Raw genomic sequence first — 17,113 nt, 5'->3', positions numbered from 1 at the left:
ATTATGCCTTGGGGGCGATTCTGGTTGCAAAAGCCTCAAGAATCATTCGTCATCCGCTGGCAGAACGCTCAGCAAATCATCGAGCACCCGCTGAAAAAGCTCGCTATGCCCTGTTTCCGGGTTGTACCTCCCGGTGATCGTGTCCAGGTGGCTCCAGCCTCGGAGAATACGAAGTTTTTCGGGCAGCGCCAGCGTGTGCTCGCGAATCAGATCTTCTCGCAGTTCCGTGGGGAAAACGGGAACTTCCCACCCCAGGAACTTCCGCGTCTTGTAGATCAACGCGGTCTCGGCGCCATCCAACAACAGCTCGCTCTGGAGCGGGACGAAACCGTCTCCAACTCTATATGCGGCAATTGGATATACCGAACCTTCGGAGTCCGTTATGGTCATCAGCAGCTGGACGGTTCGCAGGGCGCTGTTTTGGACCGATCGCGCGGCATTCTCTTGGGGCGCGGCGCCGGTCAACGCTCCCGCGAAATCATCAAGAAAAACAATGTATCCGGCATACACAAAGAACTTGTCAAGGAACATGCCGCCCCGCTCTGAAGGCGTGATGCAGTCAAGCCCCCCGCAGTACACGTCGAGCAGGGCTGGCGGCTCAAATGTCTCATCGGCTATCCCGGGCAGTTCCCTGGCGTTGGTTTGATTGGCATCGCACGGCGAGAGCGTTACATTCTTGATGCCACCGCCCCAATACCAGGCCGAGAACGTTCGCGTCGGAATCCCGAAGCCGCCCGCTCTATCGAAATTGGCCCATCCGGTATCGAGGTCGCTCTGGCGATCGACGTTGATATAGCCTCTCAGAACCCCTTCGGCCAAGACGCCTTGAAAGATCTTCTCCAGAGTAAGCCGGCGGGTAAGGCCCACCTTCGACAGGGTGTGCCTGACCCACTCCGGAGTCGCCCACGGCGTTCCCATATGCGGGCAATTCAGCGATACCACCGCAAAAACGCGCTCCGCGTGTTCCGGATAATTCACAAGCAAGGCCCGTGCCTTTATGCCGCCCTGGCTGTGCGTCAATATCGCGTAGGGTCCCTTCGAAAAGAAATAGCGCTCTCCGTCAACAAGGACGCCATCTTCCTCCGCCTCCGCGATATAGCCGTCAAGAGCGGCCACCACGCTTTCTGAAAAGGCTGGATAATCCCTGCTGAGACCAATCGGGGCCGCCACCCCAGACATCGGATGGCTGAAGTTCCAGACCTGGAAATGCTTGCGCAACAGAGCAGCCTCGTCGCTGTATTGGGCCCAGTGAGAGAAATCGCCCCACCGGTCATCCCCCGAACCGTGAATAAGAACCAGCGGCAAGGGGCCGCAGATCTCCTTGGGAGCCACGGGATAGAATTTCCATGCGCTTCTGGCCGCGGGGTCCCGCGAAGGGGGCGCGAAATCAAGGCATCGGGTAACCGGCTCGGTTGGGGAAGCCTGTTCGGCACGCTCCACCGCGACGACATATTCTCCCGGGTACCGAACATCGAAAATGAGGTATCCACCGACAGGGGGGGCAAGTCCCGGAACCCGCACATACAAATCCGAATCCACGCGGCGATAAACCGATGTGATGTTCCCCTCACCGGGCACGGGGGCGCAAATCGTCACTGGCTCCGGGCCTAGCGCGGAGATAGTGACGGGCTGCGCGTGAAGAACAGACCCGTCAAGCATGGCCGGGGAAATGCGGTGACCGCTCTTCTCAGCGGTGACGGCGGTTCCGGCCACCACGGCGCCACCCGGCAGCATCACGGCTTCTTGCAGGAGTTCGTAAATGGCACGCTGGCAATCAAGGGCCGTTGACCCCTCGCCCGCAAGTGTGCGCTCGAGATGCCATTGAAACGCAGGGAGACCGGCACAGGCTGATACTGCATAGCCCGCGGCCAAAACCGCAATCACGGCAGGAACCCGCGCCAACATCGTTTCAAACCCTCCGACTCTCCTCGCAGCGCCCGCCGGCAAGAAACAGGTGTTGATACTGTATTTCCGCCAGATATCTTAGGACCTCCGCGCGAAAAGGTCCATAGGAATAATATCTCAGGTTTTTCTTCTGCGCCGCATGAATGCCGGGATATCCAAATCCTCCGCTTCGTCCTCCCGATGTATCGCGAGGTGATCCCGCGATTCAACGCTGGCATCGTCGTCGTCTTGCTGCGGGAAGAGGTACTGAATCTCTGGTTCGGACGCAGCGGCCCATGATTCTCTTCCTGGAGGAGTTCTCGAAGGGACAGTGGCACGTTCCTGGGCAGAAGGGGTCTTCGGTGCGGCGTCGTGCAAGGGTTCCACATCCGGTACAACACCCACGAGTTCGGCCTCCGCCGACTCATCGATTTCCAGCGAACCGACGAAATCGGGCGATTCCTCCTGTGGGGCGACCTCGACGGTCATTTTCCGGTGGCTATCCATTCGCTCGATATTGGACTCCGCAAAGAGCGGCGCCGCGGCGCAGGCCGTGTGCCCGTATTCAGTCCTTGCCACAGGCGTGAAGCCCGCAGCGATAACCGTCACCTGAAGCTCTGGACGCTCCTCGTCGTCCACAACTGCTCCAAAGATAATATTGGCCTCCGGATGGGCGGCCTTCTGCACGGCCGAGACGGCCTGTTGCACTTCTCGCATGCCGATGTCGCAACCGCCTTTTATGTTCACGATGACTCCTCGGGCGCCCTCGATATTCGATTGCTCCAATAGTGGGCACACGATAGCTTCTTCCGCGGCGCGTACGGCCCGGTTTTCGCCTTGTGCGCTGCCGATACCCATGAGGGCGCGTCCCCGGGCCTGCATGATGGTGCGGACGTCCGCGAAATCCAGATTGATCAGGCCGGGCACCGTGATCAGCTCCGAGATCGCCCGAACGCCATTGTGCAAGACCTCGTCGGCCAGCCGGAACGCGTTGAGAAAGGAAATGTTGTTTTGGCAGAGGGAGGCTACCCGGTCATTGGGTACCACAATCAGGGTGTCCACGTGCGTCTCCAAGGCGCCCAAGCCCTTCAGCGCATTCTCACGGCGCTGAGGACCCTCGAAACTGAAGGGAAGGGTGACGATAGCAACCGTCAACGCCCCTGTTTCGTGGGCTGCTTGCGCGATGATCGGCGAGGCGCCCGTACCTGTGCCGCCCCCAAGACCGGCCGTCAGGAAGATCATGTCGGCGCCACGGAGCACGTCGGCGATGCGTTCGCGGTCTTCGAGGGCCGCCTTCTCGCCGACGTCGGGTATCGCACCCGAACCGAGTCCCCCGGTGATGCCTGCCCCGATCTGAAGGCGTGTGCCGGCCGGAGACGACTTGAGCGCCTGGGCGTCGGTGTTGATGGTGATGAACTCGACATCCTTGAGGCCCGCTTCGATCATGCGTCCCACGGCGTTTCCGCCGCCGCCGCCGATGCCGCAAACCTTAATGACGGCGCGATCTTCAAAGGTCTGGTACTCGTCAGACATCCCGATAGCCATATCACGTTCTCCCCAACGGTTCTACCCGCTTGTGTCCCCTTTTCCTGTCCCTTGTTGATGCCTCACTTGCAGGCAAGATCCCGGCCGAAGCGCAGATCAAGATACTCGACGCACGGCACACATCCCGCCAATTCTTTCCACAGAATTTCGAGCCGCCGGGCCTGGGTCTCAGAATTGCCGCGGCCCCATCGCAATTCAAACGGCACGCCGTCACAGTACATGCGGATATCGTTTTCGTTGTACACGGCCAACTCCGAGACCGCTATATCTCCCGAGATGCTGGTCTTGCTGAAGGCGTCCCAGACGGCAAGTGCCCGAATGAGCTCCGGACGGTCTATTTTTTCGCCGGGTGCAACCAAATTCAGGGGGGGATGCAGAGTAATAAGAGGGCCGCAATAGTGTCCGTCCGGCATGACCTCCTCGAGCACATACCCCGACTCGTCAATCTCGAAGGTGCGGTTGTTGACAATCAGTGTGGCCACGGCATCGCGTTCGATAACTGACAGGGACACCACGTCGGGAAAGATTCTGGTCACGGCACAGGTCTTCACGCGCGGAAGCTTTTCCACTCGCGCGGCAATCTCGCGGGGATCCAAAAACAGGATGTTGTCCGCCTTCGTCACATTCGAGGCCTGAATGACGGCTTCGGGCGTCAAGATCTTTATCCCAGACACGCTGATCTTTTGGATGCAGTAATGGCCGGATTCACGCAGATAACGAGAGAATGCGTAGCCGCCCCCCCAGAGCAATGCGCAAACGACCAGAAACCGTATCGCGGAACTCACATACGAAAACACGAGCCGGTACTTTCGGAGCTTGTAAGTCTTCCTGTGCAGCGTTGGGGGTTTCATGACTGTTTCGCCAGCTCCTGAAGCAACGGTTCTGCTATCTGGTTTATGCTTCCCGCGCCCAGGACCAGCACCATGTCGCCCGGTTTCAAATCACCGGCAATGCGCTCCGGCACGGAATGCATATCGTTAATCAACTGCACATTCTGCGCCCCGTGCCGGCGTGCGGCATCCACGATCAAGCCCGAATCGACCCCCGCCATAGGCTGCTCGCGCGAGGGATAGATGTCCGTGACGACAGCCTGGTCCACCTTGCTCAGGACCGCAGCGAACTGTTCACAGAAGAATTTCGTCCTGCTGAACAAATGCGGTTGGAAAACCGCGATGATTCGGTTTGGCCGGATCCAGCGTGCGGCTTCGATGGTGCTTTCGATCTCGGTCGGATGGTGGGCATAGTCTTCCACGACGAGCACCCCGCGCTGTTCTCCGCAGACTTGCAGCCGGCGCCGGACCCCGTCATACATGCGCAACCCTTCAGCGATGTGCGCAAACTTGAGTCCGAGACACAGGCCCACACAACATGCAGCCAGCGCATTCCGCACATTATGGATTCCGAGGGCCTTGACCTCGAGCTGCCCCAATCGCCCGGTGACGCCAAGGCGTTCGTCTTCGCTGACAACATCGATGCGGGTGCGAAGCTCAGCAAGGCGGCGCGACATGGGAAGGTTCATGTTGCCCTCGTTCCAGCGCACGTTAACGCCGCGCAACGAGGCGCCCTCCTCAAGGCCGTACGTCAGGCAAACACTGTCGATGCCAGCGAGGATGTCACGCGAATTGACGTCGTCCCAGCACAGAATCGAGAATCCGTAAAATGGCACGACGTTGCAGAAATCGGTGAAGGCGCGCTTGATCTGGTCCAGGGTTCCGTAATACTCCAGATGCTCGGCGTCGATGCTCGTCACAACGCTGATGGTGGGATGAAGCCGCAGGAATGAGCCGTCGTGCTCATCCGCTTCCGCAACGAGATACTCTCCGGTTCCCCACCGGGCATTGGTGCCGCTTCGATGCAGGATTCCCCCCACGATGCTCGTCGCGCCAAAATTCGCCCGCTCGAACATGGCGCTGATCATGGACGTGGTTGTCGTTTTCCCATGGGTGCCGCCCACCGCTATGGCATTCGGTTTGAGGCGCATGAGGTCCGCAAGCAGTTCACTGCGATGGAGCACCGGGGTACCGCGCTGTTTGGCAGCCAGTACCTCGGCGTTGTCCTTGGGTACTGCTTCTGAAACGACAACTATCTGGGCATCTCCAATGTTCGCGGCGTCGTGGCCCTCCCGAAACCGAAGGCCACACTGTTCCAGCCGCTCGGTGATACCGGTGGCCTGGAGGTCCGTTCCAGACACTTCATAGCCCAAATTGAGCAAGATTTCGGCAAGCCCGCTCATGCCGATGCCGCCAACCCCTACAAAATGGACTTTTCGTTTGATTCCGTTCAATGCGGCCTCTTTCACCCAATATATTGTGGTTTTTACAAGTATAGCACAACCCCTACCACAAGGGAAGGTGTTTCTTGCCGCTCTATGGCAATTTGTTGCCGGTGCGCCAAGGGATTTTCAGAAAAGGACTTACAGCCACGGAACCTGAGCGGCGTCATTTTGCGCACCCGCCGCTACCCCCAAATGTTGTGTTGAGCGTGTGCGCCAAACCCGATTCGAACATCCGTTGGTGGGCAATTCCTCGTCTTGCTTCATCCCGAATTATTGAGAAAGTTCCCTGATTCTCGCGTGAAATGGGTCTCCAGAAGGGATGAGAACTGTCAATCTGACGAGTAACTATCAGCCTCACGCGCCGTTGCTCATTGGCAACAGTCGAACCCGTTTTCTAACCTATTCAGAAATCATGGTTTATAGTCTGGGAATCTTCTGGCATGCGAATTGCGAAATAAATCTAAGAAGTTGGGTGAATACAGTGAGGATGCAGGGAGGTTTGGAAAATGAAGATGACTGCGGGCTTCACTTTGATAGAACTGATGATCGTGGTAGCGATAATCGCTATCATTGCGTCGATAGCGATCCCCAGCCTCATGCGGGCCAGAATCTCGGCCAATGAGGGCTCCGCGATCAGTTCCATGCGGACCCTCTCTTCTGCGCAGGTAAGCTTTCAGGCAGGGTGCTATCAGGATGCTGACGGAGACGGTGTAGGCGATTTCGGCACATTAGCTCAGTTACTGAACCCGGACGGAGTCGCGGGGGTTCCGGGATACATAGACGAAACCCTTGCCGCCGGCGTGAAACAGGGCTACAACTTCACGATGAACCCCATAGCGGGCGGAGGGGGCCTTCCCACGACGTACACGTGTAACGCCGACCCCCAAAGTCCACAGAGCGGCAGGCGAACGTTCTTTCTCGACGAGACCGGAGTTCTCCGGTTCGAGAACACCGGGGCAGCCGCAACAGCGGCCTCTCCGCCCATTGGCGGTTAAGCGTTTAAGGCACCTCAACGTGCGTTTTCCCCTCTGAGCCGGCGGGCCGCCTCCCCGCCGGCCTAATCTGCTCCAGGTACCCCGTGTCACGACGGCCCCCAAACGGCGGGCTTTCAAGAGTTGGCGCGCTCAAGTTGTTGAAGGCGCTCATTGAGACGTCGGGCTTGCAGCAGGAAGGCTTCGAGTCGAGCCTCGATGATTTGTGGGAAAGCGTTGCCATCGGTTTCGATGGAGAGAAACGGCAGTTTACGATGAGTTTCAAGCAGTTTGCCCCACGAGCTGTGGCCGTTATGCTTTGCGATGGCTCGTTTTTCGGTGGTCGTAAGTTTTTCGGAAAGGACCGACTCGGCCACGCGCGAGGGCATGCAGCCGAATGGGCCGATAGCGATGATGCCGCAGGAGGGATGCAGAATCTCGTGGAGTGCGTTTCCAACCGTCAGAATGGCCTCTCCCATGAGACGGGGCGATATGAATCGCGCGCCGGCTTCGACAATCGGCGCGACATCCAGTCCGTCGCAATAGAAGAGACTCGAGAGTGCGAGACGTTTCCGCACGCTCTGGTCGAGATGCCTTTTAACCCAGTGGCGCACCCAGAAAGCCAGAGATTTCTGCCCATCGATACCCTCCTTCGTGAGCCAGTCCAGGTATTTGATCCACTCGTTGGTGTGCGAGGTGCGGACGGCGATGCCTTCCTCGGACAGCCGCTCGACCAGGCCCTGGAGCGAAATGGGGTCGCGCCGCACGTAGATTTCGCCGATCAACGATACTGTGGGGACTTGGCGAACAGGCCTCTTGAGGGTAACACTGGCAAGGTGTTCGGCCGAGCGAGTCAGTTGCCGTGCGACGACCGGCCAACTCTTATGCATGACCGCCGACAAGGCCTTGTGTTCCTCGTCGAGGACACGCAAACCGTAACTGGGATTCTCCGCAGCTGCAAGGACCATGGAGTACATGTCGTCGAACAGATCGCCAATTATCACAGCCCGCCACGCCGCCAGGGCGAACCGGTTACCCAGGCCCGCATATCCGTTGGCGGTTGTCAGTGAAAGCACGGCCATATCCGGAATCCGCAGCTTTTCGATCAGCCCTTTTGAGAACACGTCGTACTGTCCGAAGCGGCACGGTCCGTCGGTAGTTAGCATAAAATAGGCGGTTATCTCGTCCGGCGGCCGGCATTGAAGATATTGGAGGAGTGAACCTACCGTTGTCTGGAGAGGCAGACACTCCTTGCATGTGGAGTGTCCGCGTCCGAGTTTCAGGATTTCCGCGTCGGCGGACGGCAGGGGCACGGCCCGCACCGCGCGCCTCCCAAATGCCTTGGCCACAAGGGCCGTACCATAGCGCCCCATGGCGGGGACGATAACCTTGACACGTGGATCATCGAGGGGAACCCATTCGCCTGATGAACGGCGGATGCCTGTTCTTCCGTTCCGGTGTTCGACGGCCGCCGGGCGAAACGCTTCGCTGCGGACCGTGGTTCTTTTGTCGGGCTGCGCTTCGATTTGCCGGAAATGCTGAATGATGTCAAGAAAGGCCTCGACGCGGGTTTCAATGCCAGCATCTGCGGTATGGCTATCCAATTCGAGCGTCAAGGAGGGTTTGCGCCCCATGATATCGCGGAAATAGGTAATCAGAAACGAGTCGGGGCCGCACGAGAAGTTGGTGATGTAGGCGCCGAAGAGTTGGGGGCGAGCTTTGACGTACCGGGCGGCGCGGAGCAGGTTTCGCCCCATGCCCCAGTACATGTTGTGGTTGACGGGCAGCGGCTGGTCATCGCAAGGGAGCATGTCGAACGGGAGAATGCAGACCCCTCGAGAGGCAAACTTGGCCGGAATGCCCTTGTTGGCTTCGGGCGCGAAACTGTTGTAGGGCCGCCCGAAGAGCACGATGCCAATCAGAGAGGGGTCCCTTTCGAGGCGGTTAAGGGCATCACGGCCCATTTCTCGGAAAGCGTCGCGAAACGCGGCCTGCTCCGTCCATGCAGCTTGTGCGGCTTCGCGCACATTTCCGTTGTTGTGTCCAATTGCTTTGGCGACCTTCTCGAGGGCGTCAAGATTCGCCTCCATTCCTTTCGAGAAATCGAGGTAGGGCCGGAGGGTCCGCGAAGACTCGAATTGGGGAAAGGCCGCAGCGAGGTAGTACGGTTCACCCTGCACAAAGACACAGGTGCAAGCCTGAGCATCGGCGGCAGCGGCTTGAATCCCGCCGACGTGGGGCAGGAACAGGTAGTCGGGGTTCAAGGCCAGAAGAGAGGCTGCATAACCATGGGCCAGCTCCGCCGGAAAACAGAATGCTGCGCCCTGTTGGTCAAAACCGCTGGGATCGGGCGCATCGGGAAGTACGACGCGAAACCCCAATATGTCAAAGAACCGCCTGTAGAACGGAAGGTAGGTGTGGGTCAGGAAAGAACGGTTTAGTCCGATGGCCGGCCGGTTATCTGCGCTGTCAGGCTTCGACGCCTGAAACAGTCTTCTTTCGCGTTGTACGACCAGGTTCAGACTGCCAGCGTCGACGGCCTTCTTCCCAGGCTGGTTATCGTACCGGTTACAGATTCCCCCAAATGGGAAAACCCGCCCGTCAATCTCGATGCGCGCGATCTGGCAGGCCAAGTCGCAACCGTCGTTACCACCGTTGCAGATAAACGGGCTCAGGTAGACGACCTCACGGCTGGCCAGTTCGGCGAGGTTGAACGATTCCGGGTGGAGCAGGCCGTCTTCGATGCGCCGGTCGACCTCGAGGGCCACACCGAACGCTCCCATCAAACCGGGTTCGGGCGGCACAACGATTTCCTTGCCGGTAAGGGCCGCCATGGCAACCGGGATCGCTTCGTTGTAACAGACGCCGCCCTGCATGAAGATTTTTCTGCCAACAGGCCGGTTGCCCTTTACGCGATTGTCGTAATTCATACAAATCGAGTAGACCAATCCCGCAACAATGTCCTCGATGGGGACGCCCTCTTGCGCAGCGCCTTTGATATCGGACCCGATGAAGGCAGCGCACTGGTCGTTGAAGTTGGGCGGAGCCTGGCCTTCAAAAGCGATGCGGCCGATATCTGTAACGGCAATGCCCAGGCTCTCCTTGGCGGATTCCTCGAGAAAGGAGCCCGTGCCGGCGCTGCAGGCTTCGTTCATCGCATAATCGCTCGGTACACCGTTGGTGATGTAGGTGTACTTGGCGTCCTGGCCGCCGATCTCGAAAATGGTGTCGACCTCGGGGTCGAAGTGCAGGGCCCCCGCGGCGTGGGCAATGATTTCGTTGATTACGCCATTTGTCATGGCGTGCAGACCCGCGATCCGGCGGCCGGAACCGGTCACGCCGAGACCCACGATTTCGAGGGGAGCATCAAGCTGCCTCGCGAGGCTAGCATAGACTTTGCGTGACGCGCCTATGGGGTCGCCGTTGGTGCGCAAGTACTCGGCGGCCAGAATGGCCTTGTCACGACGGCGGACCACCACGCCCTTGGTGGTTGTGGAGCCCACATCGAGACCGAGGATGGTCTCGTCACCGGCGGCGGCGCGTCCGCGGGGGTGCTGCCTGAACTGCACCATGTGTCTTGAGGCGTCCAGCGGCTTGAGAAAGGAAAGCGCTGATTTGCGGGATCTCATTATCTCAGTGGAGTTCTCACATGCCCGGACTTCATTCTCGGACGCCCAAACGGCGGCCCCCAGAGCCTCGAACCACGGGGCGGATTCAGGGATGAAGAGGTCTTGAATGTGCTTCCTCAGATAATGAACCATCGACAGGTTCTTGCAACACCCCCCGATGAGGATTGCGGAGGTTTGGGGAAGTTTCTTCATCAATTCAATGATTTTCCCGGCCAGCATGCGGGAAAGCCCGGCGACGATGTCGGCCTTGGGGACGCCTTTGTTCAGGGCGTGGGTGCAATCGCTCTTGCAGAATACCGAGCAGCGCCCCGAAACCTTCTGGCAGGTCTCGGGCAGCGGCATTTGCCGGACTTCTTCGAGGGAGATGTCCATGCGGCCCAGTTGCTGAAGGAAGAACTCGCCCGTGCCCGACGCGCATTTGTTGCCGGTGTAGATCCCTTGGATACGATTCTCGTCATCGAGATGATAGACCATGAAGGTCTCGCCGCCCGCACTGATGACGACGCGGTAAGGATGTGTCCCGGGGAAGGTGTGCGCGACGGCCCGTTCGACGGCCTCGGGCTCCGAAATCGTCGACAACTCGAGGTACCGGCGAAATTTGCGGCCGGTGGCAGCCACGCGAAGCATGCCCAGATCATCGACGGAAGCGAGCATCTCCTGCAAGACACGCCTGGGATTGCCATCATGGACCCGCGTCTTTGCCCAAACGACGTCGGACGCTGCTTCGGCACGCCGCAGACGAACCATGGCCACGGTCGAAGCACCCAGGCAAATCCCCAGGGATTCCGTCGGTATTTTCATTTATGCTGACCCCTAGGCCCCTTCCGCATCCCTTATGAACCGCTAGATGGCGGCAGCTCGTCTACAGGATTCAGTTCAACCGCACCAGATGACTCTCTTGCTGCCGAACATTCCCATACTACAAAAGACACTCGCTTCCGGCAAGCACTATGGACGTCTGCAATGTGAGGTCATGTGGACAATGCGAGGCCATCCGACCGGTCTTGGAGCACCCCTTAGCAATTCGAGCGGCTTGGGAGCCACTTTTCCGGCATAGAAAAAGATTATTTCCATGCTTATTCGCGGTATATACGGGGTTTGACTGACGAAAATTGTCACTTTGCGCCGCGCAGCGGCCCGAATTCTGCGCCTCGCTCGAGCTGTGTTTCCGGCAGGGAAGCCACTATAGGATTGTTTTACAATGACTTACGAAAGTTCTTGGGAATTGGCACGCGGGTTGCCTTAGAGCATCACGACAATTGAACCGCAAGGGTGGCCCGGCAACGGGCTTGGTGATGGGACGCTCAGATGGAGGAAAGGCTCATGAAAAAGAATCTTGGTTTCACGTTGATTGAGTTGATGATTGTTGTGGCAATTATCGCGATAATCGCGGCAATTGCCATCCCGAGCTTGCTGCGTTCGCGCATGAGCGCGAATGAAGCGGGCGCTATTGGCTCGCTTCGCACGATTTCCGCTGGCGAAGTGAGCTTCCAGGCCGCCTGCTATCAGGATGCTAACGGCGACGGCACGGGGGATTATGGCACGTTGGCGCAGCTCCTGAGTCCTGATGCTGTCGCGGGGGTTCCGGGGTACATCGACGAAGTCCTGGCCGCTGGTGTGAAGCACGGCTACAACTTCGTCCTGAACACGGTCGCCGGTGGTGCAGCTGCGCCAGCTACGTACACTTGCAATGCGGATCCGCAGAGCCCGCAGTCGGGCCGCCGGACCTTCTTCCTGGATGAGACGGGCGTAATTCGCTTCGAAAATTCTGGTGCAGCCGCTACAGCAGCCTCTACTCCTCTCGGCTAATTCGGGACATCAGCAAAGGCAGCACAGCGAACGGCGGACCTCCTCGGAGGCCCGCCGTTCCGCATTATGTGCTGCTCCTGGATTGCCGGGGCGGCCGCGTTTCAGGCCCAAGGACTTTCCGAGCCAAGACTGTCGCGGATGCGGCAGTAGGACTTGTAGCGGATGGCGGGCAAGCGGCCGTTTTCGACGGCTTGCCTTACCGCACAACCGGGTTCGTGAATATGGCTGCAGTCGCTGAATTTGCACTCGGCGCCCAACGCGGCGATATCCGGAAAATAGAGGGCCACCTCCTCCTTGGTCACGTCCCAAATGCCCAGTTGCCGGATGCCGGGGGTGTCAATGATGTCGATGCCCCCGTCGAGGTGGTAGAGTCGCGAGGTGGTGGTGGTGTGGCGCCCTTTCTCATTGTATCCGCTAACTTCTTGCGTCTCGAGGGCGATGTCCGGCTGGAGACAATTGATGAGAGAAGATTTTCCTACCCCGCTTTGCCCGGCGAGCACGGAAACAGAGTCCGTGAGATGCTGCCGTAAGGTCTCAATCCCCTCCCCCGTTTCACAGCTCGTGAGTATGATGGGCACGTTCAGGTCGCGGTAGGCATCGAGTTCCTGCGGCGGTTCCTTTGCGAGGTCCACCTTGTTAACCACGATGATTGGGCGTACCCGTCCCACATCCGCCGCGATCAGAAAACGGTCCAGGACGCCCACTTTGAAGCGCGGTTGAACAACAGCAACAACACAAACGATGTAGTCAACGTTCGCGGCGATGACCTGCTCGCGTTGGCCTTTTGTTGCAGGGCGGCTCAGTTTGCTTATTCGATGCATCACCGCCGTGACGCAAAAGCCGTCTTCATCACGTTCGACGCGCACCCGGTCGCCCGGAGCAAGGACAGACGTGCGCCCGGCACAAAGCTGCTCGGCAACCCTGCAGAGGCGTTCCGCGCCGTCCGCTTCCACAAAGGCCAGCACGCCATAAGGAGAGACAACAACGCCGTTGGGTTGGATTGCCTCGAAACGGTTCTCGATAGGGACTGCCTCGGTGTCCAAGCCGACTTCCAGCCCGCTGAACCGGCGCGGCAGCCTTGCGTGAGTATCCACGTCTTTTGCCGACCAATCGCGTTTTCTTACCCGGTGCTTCTTACGTCTACGGTCCTTCACGGCGTATCTTTCTCGCCCCAAATGGTTACCGACTCCCAAACAAGCCCGGTTTCGAGCCGGCCTTTTGATTTGATGTCCTCGCGCAGGCGGGCGAGTCCCGTTTTGAACTCGTCTTCGGGGAGAAGCGCATAGGTTGAAATGAATTGGTTTTCGACACGGCGCAGATAGGCCTCGTCGATGGGTTGAGGGGCCGTCTGTATGTGTCTATCGGAGACATTGCGGAATCCGACGTCGTTCAGTGCGTCCCGGATGGTTTCCAGGCTTGGGAATCGGGCTTTGTCCACCGCGGCAAAACTCGGGAAATAGCAGTTCATGGGATGCCGCTCGATGAATTCATGCGAGGCGGTAACAAACGCGGCACATCCCCGCCGGAGAACACGCGCGCAGTCGCGGAAGAATGCGCCCAAGTCGGAGATGTAATGCAGCATGAAACAGCCGAAACAGAAATCGACGGATTGCGCGGCGAGGGGCAGAAAATGAGCATCGGCCTGCACCCATGCGCCGGGTGTCTGTTTCTCTCTCGCGCGCTCGATCATGCCCCACGACAAATCACATGTGATGAGGAAGGCCTCAGGATATGCCTTCTCGAAAAGAACCGTGTTATTGCCCGTGCCTGCTCCCACTTCGAGTACCCGCTGGGCAGCATGTGCCTGAGCCAATGCCACCAACAGCGGCAGGTATGGTCCCCCACCCTTCCGGAACGTATCGTACCGCCGCGCGATTGTGTCGTAATCAATCTTCGCACCGGTCTCCCGACGGGTCATTCCGAAACAGTCTCCTTCTTCTCGATCTGGGTGAGATCCGCCACCGCCAGGATGACGCCGTAAACCGCATTGAGAAGGGCGTGCCGGTTTCGGCGAATCCGGTCATCGTCATGATTGACGAAGACCTCCTCAAAATACGCCTGGATAACGGGCATCCAGGAGAGCAACTCGGAAAACGCCTCGCCGAACTTGCCGGATGCCACGTGGGCGAGAACGGTTGCGCTCGGGCTATTGGATATTTCGAAGAGGGCCTTCTCATTTTCATCCAGAAGCGCGGGGTCGATCTTCGGCGCGGGGTCTTTGGCGATCCGCTGGATACGCTTGGTCTGTTCGGCAAGATTCTGAACCTGCCCCTCTTCGAGACCCGCCATGGCTGAGAGACAGTTGCGAACCTGGACCGGCCTGTGGCCGTGGGGCGCAATAGCCGCTGCAACGTAGTCGTAGGGGATGCCCTCTTCGCGGTTGATGACGGCCAAGCGATCCTTCGCGAACTGAAGCAATCCTTCCACGGCGACTTCGGGCTCGGGGATCATCTCACCGTAGATTCCCATCGCGGTGCGGAACGCTTGTCTCAGGTCGATATCCAGAGCGCATTCGCGGACGATCGAGAGCAATGCCAGCGTGTTCCTTCGGAGGCCGAAGGGGTCGCTGGTACCCTTGACGCGCACGCCTATGCCAAAATACCCGGCTAACGTATCGAGCCGGTCGAGAAGCGCGGCCGACACCCCCAGCGGGCTTTCAGGCAGCGCATCATCGGCGCGGCGGGGCAGGCGGTGTTCAAAGAGGGCTCGCGCTATCTCCTCACGAAGCCCTTCCTTTCGGGCGTAGAGCATTCCAACCACGCCCTCGAGCGAATCGAATTCAAAGACCATCTGCGTAGTGAGATCGGCTTTCATCAGGTCAAGGACCTGGGCCATCTGAGCGTCATCCACTCGGGGCAACACACCTTTGAGGGCCGCGTACAGCTTGTGAAGCCGGGCGATCTTGTCCGCGACCGAGCCAAGTTTCTGATGGAACAAGACACGCGACAAGCCCTGAGCGAAATCGCGGAGCGGTTTTTTGGTGTCGGTATCCCAGAAATACCGTGCGTCGCGGAGCCGCGCGTTGAGCACGCGCTCGTTCCCGTGACGGATGGTTACGCGGCCTTCTTCATCGTGTTTCCCGTTGGCAACGGCAAGGAAATGCCTGCAGAGGGTCCCCTTCGCATCGCGCAAGGGTATATACCGCTGATACACCTTCATCGGGGTAATGACGATTTCCTCGGGGAGCACCAAGGCCTCCTCGGGAATGGTACAGATAACGGGTTCGGGCCATTCCGCGATGTCGATGATCTCCTCGAACAACTCTTCGTCTTCTTCGAGGTGAAGCTCTTCGGCGGCGGCGAGTCTCTCCGCTTCGTTGCGCAGAAGCGCCATGCGTTCTTCGCGTACCGGAAGCACGAAATGCCGTTTCATCGCGGCGAGGTAGTCTTTGGCGGAAGGGATTTCGATGGGTCCTGCGGCAAGCCGGCGGTGGCCATAGGAGACGGTGCCGGAGTGCAGTAGGCGTTCCGCGGAAAACGCGCCCGCTTCCACGAATTTCCAGGAAACCGGCACCGGGCTGGCGCCGTGCAGGGCCAGGAGCCAGCGTATGGGACGCGAGAAGGCGACTGTGCTGTCTTCCCAGCCCATGGACTTCGTGAACTGGAGACCGGCGATCAGCTTCGTGACAATACCGGACAACAACTCGGTGATGTGACGCCCTCTGTGCGCCACCTTCAGAAAGCAATACTCCGCTTTGCCTTGCTCCTGGAAATAGATGTCCTCGACCGCGGCCCCTTTGGACTCCGCGAATTTCCGGGCGGCAACCGTCCAATTGCCGGCCGCGTCCTGTGCCGCTTTTCGCGCCGGGCCTCGGGCTTCCTCAACCACATCTTGCTGGTGGGAAACGCAGTCGTCTATCTTGGCAACGATGCGCCTGGGCGTAACCCATACGGTGACCGCCCCGTGGCCGAGACGTTCCTCAGCAAAGAACTTGTGTAGGAGTGCGGGAAACTGGGCGCGAACCGCCTTGACGTCGGAATGGGGCAATTCCTCGACGCCGATCTCGAGCAGGAGCGTGTCGCGTTCGGCGAATGTTTCGGGCGTGGCCTTTAGGGGTTTTACCTCTTCAGGCACACCTGGACGCGGCAGACGGCACAACGGATAGCCTCTTTCCTGGCGCTGCTCGAGGAACCCCTTTGCACACCGTTCCGCAACTGCCCTGCAACGAAGAAGGAACCTACCCCGCTCCGTTACCGAAAGAGCGCCGCGGGCATCCAACAGATTGAACAGGTGGGAAAGGCGCAGGCAGTGGTCGTAGGCGGGCATGATAAGGCCCAGTTCGAGCAGGCGAGTGGCTTCGGCCTCCCACAGGTCAAACACATGCAGCAGTTTGTTTGTGTCGGCGGCCTCGAAATTGTATTTGCACCACTCGACCTCGGAAGCATGAAAGATGTCGCCGTAGGTAATGCCGGACGGAGCCCACTTAAGGTCGTAAACACTCTCGACGCCTTGGAGATACATGGCGATTCGTTCGATGCCGTAAGTGAGCTCGCAAGCGCGCACGTCGAGCTTGAGTCCGCCGCATTCCTGGAAATAAGTGAACTGGAGGATTTCCATCCCGTCAAGCCACGCTTCCCACCCCAGCCCCCATGCACCAAGGGAAGGACTCTGCCAGTTGTCCTCGACGAAACGGTAGTCGTGCCTGGTCAGATCGATTCCAAGCGCTTCTAATGACTGGAGATACAACTCCTGGACGTTTGTCGGGGAAGGTTTCAGGATGACCTGGTATTGGTAGTAGTGCTGGAGACGGTTGGGGTTCTCGCCATAGCGCCCGTCAGTAGGCCTGATGCTGGGTTCAGGGTAGGCGACCCACCATGGCTCGGGGCCCAGCACGCGCAAGAAGGTCGCTGGATTCGAAGTGCCCGCGCCTACCTCGGTGTGATAGGGCTGCCACAGGATGCAGCCGCGCGATGCCCAGAATTCGTTTAGGGTTTGCAGGACTTCCTGAACTGTCATGAAGTGGTATCTCCCTGGATGCGGTATCCTCAGGAAACGGGCTA

Annotated in this window: 10 protein-coding genes; 2 read left to right on the top strand and 8 right to left on the bottom strand. The window is 58.9% G+C overall.

What is annotated here, in order from left to right:
• Nucleotides 1-42: 42 nt before the first annotated feature.
• The 4 genes from PLJ71_11295 to murC form a co-directional block, all read right to left on the bottom strand.
• Nucleotides 43-1,905 carry a hypothetical protein gene (locus tag PLJ71_11295; protein HQM49261.1) on the bottom strand — a complete coding sequence of 621 codons (1,863 nt, stop codon included), beginning with the start codon at nt 1,903-1,905 and terminating at the stop codon, nt 43-45.
• Nucleotides 1,906-2,022: 117 nt separating this feature from the next.
• Complete coding sequence (ftsZ, locus tag PLJ71_11290; protein ID HQM49260.1) at nt 2,023-3,429, bottom strand: cell division protein FtsZ; 1,407 nt, start codon at nt 3,427-3,429, stop codon at nt 2,023-2,025.
• A 62-nt stretch (nt 3,430-3,491) separates the two neighbouring features.
• Entirely contained in the window at nt 3,492-4,280 is a 789-nt protein-coding gene (locus tag PLJ71_11285) for an FtsQ-type POTRA domain-containing protein (protein HQM49259.1), read from the bottom strand.
• Nucleotides 4,277-5,713 carry a UDP-N-acetylmuramate--L-alanine ligase gene (murC, locus tag PLJ71_11280; protein HQM49258.1) on the bottom strand — a complete coding sequence of 479 codons (1,437 nt, stop codon included), beginning with the start codon at nt 5,711-5,713 and terminating at the stop codon, nt 4,277-4,279. Before murC ends, PLJ71_11285 begins: the two co-directional genes overlap by 4 nt.
• 497 nt (nt 5,714-6,210) lie before the next feature.
• Between murC and PLJ71_11275 the strand changes: the two genes are divergently transcribed.
• On the top strand, nt 6,211-6,699 hold the full coding sequence (locus PLJ71_11275; GenBank protein HQM49257.1) for a prepilin-type N-terminal cleavage/methylation domain-containing protein: 489 nt from the start codon (nt 6,211-6,213) through the stop codon (nt 6,697-6,699).
• A gap of 113 nt (nt 6,700-6,812) precedes the next feature.
• Here PLJ71_11275 and PLJ71_11270 read toward each other — a convergent pair whose 3' ends face one another.
• Nucleotides 6,813-11,105, bottom strand: coding sequence for an acyl-CoA dehydratase activase (locus PLJ71_11270; protein ID HQM49256.1), 4,293 nt, complete (start codon nt 11,103-11,105; stop codon nt 6,813-6,815).
• Nucleotides 11,106-11,627: 522 nt separating this feature from the next.
• On the opposite strand from PLJ71_11270, the gene PLJ71_11265 reads away from it, so the two are divergent.
• Entirely contained in the window at nt 11,628-12,113 is a 486-nt protein-coding gene (locus tag PLJ71_11265) for a prepilin-type N-terminal cleavage/methylation domain-containing protein (protein ID HQM49255.1), read from the top strand.
• Nucleotides 12,114-12,214: 101 nt separating this feature from the next.
• On the opposite strand, the gene rsgA is transcribed toward PLJ71_11265, so the two are convergent.
• The 3 genes from rsgA to glyS are packed head-to-tail and all read right to left on the bottom strand — an operon-like array spanning nt 12,215 to nt 17,069.
• Complete coding sequence (rsgA, locus tag PLJ71_11260) at nt 12,215-13,267, bottom strand: ribosome small subunit-dependent GTPase A (protein ID HQM49254.1); 1,053 nt, start codon at nt 13,265-13,267, stop codon at nt 12,215-12,217.
• Nucleotides 13,264-14,031, bottom strand: coding sequence for a class I SAM-dependent methyltransferase (locus tag PLJ71_11255; GenBank protein HQM49253.1), 768 nt, complete (start codon nt 14,029-14,031; stop codon nt 13,264-13,266). Before PLJ71_11255 ends, rsgA begins: the two co-directional genes overlap by 4 nt.
• Nucleotides 14,028-17,069: a glycine--tRNA ligase subunit beta gene (gene glyS, locus PLJ71_11250; GenBank protein HQM49252.1), complete on the bottom strand. Its 3,042-nt coding sequence runs from the start codon at nt 17,067-17,069 to the stop codon at nt 14,028-14,030. The genes PLJ71_11255 and glyS overlap by 4 nt, the downstream gene beginning before the upstream one ends.
• Nucleotides 17,070-17,113 lie beyond the last annotated feature (44 nt).

It is taken from the genome of Candidatus Hydrogenedentota bacterium (genome assembly GCA_035416745.1).
In the GTDB taxonomy this organism is placed as follows: domain Bacteria; phylum Hydrogenedentota; class Hydrogenedentia; order Hydrogenedentales; family SLHB01; genus UBA2224.
Note: the sequence above shows the minus strand (reverse complement) of the source record. Positions and strands in the feature narration are given on the sequence as shown.

What these genes read in the sequence shown, in the direction of transcription:
- ftsZ (HQM49260.1), bottom strand. Translation starts at nt 3,429, where the DNA reads ATGGCTATCGGGATGTCTGACGAGTACCAGACCTTTGAAGATCGCGCC.
- glyS (HQM49252.1), bottom strand. Translation starts at nt 17,069, where the DNA reads ATGACAGTTCAGGAAGTCCTGCAAACCCTAAACGAATTCTGGGCATCG.
- PLJ71_11255 (HQM49253.1), bottom strand. Translation starts at nt 14,031, where the DNA reads ATGACCCGTCGGGAGACCGGTGCGAAGATTGATTACGACACAATCGCG.
- PLJ71_11270 (HQM49256.1), bottom strand. Translation starts at nt 11,105, where the DNA reads ATGAAAATACCGACGGAATCCCTGGGGATTTGCCTGGGTGCTTCGACC.
- PLJ71_11265 (HQM49255.1), top strand. Translation starts at nt 11,628, where the DNA reads ATGAAAAAGAATCTTGGTTTCACGTTGATTGAGTTGATGATTGTTGTG.
- PLJ71_11295 (HQM49261.1), bottom strand. Translation starts at nt 1,905, where the DNA reads ATGTTGGCGCGGGTTCCTGCCGTGATTGCGGTTTTGGCCGCGGGCTAT.
- PLJ71_11275 (HQM49257.1), top strand. Translation starts at nt 6,211, where the DNA reads ATGAAGATGACTGCGGGCTTCACTTTGATAGAACTGATGATCGTGGTA.
- PLJ71_11285 (HQM49259.1), bottom strand. Translation starts at nt 4,280, where the DNA reads ATGAAACCCCCAACGCTGCACAGGAAGACTTACAAGCTCCGAAAGTAC.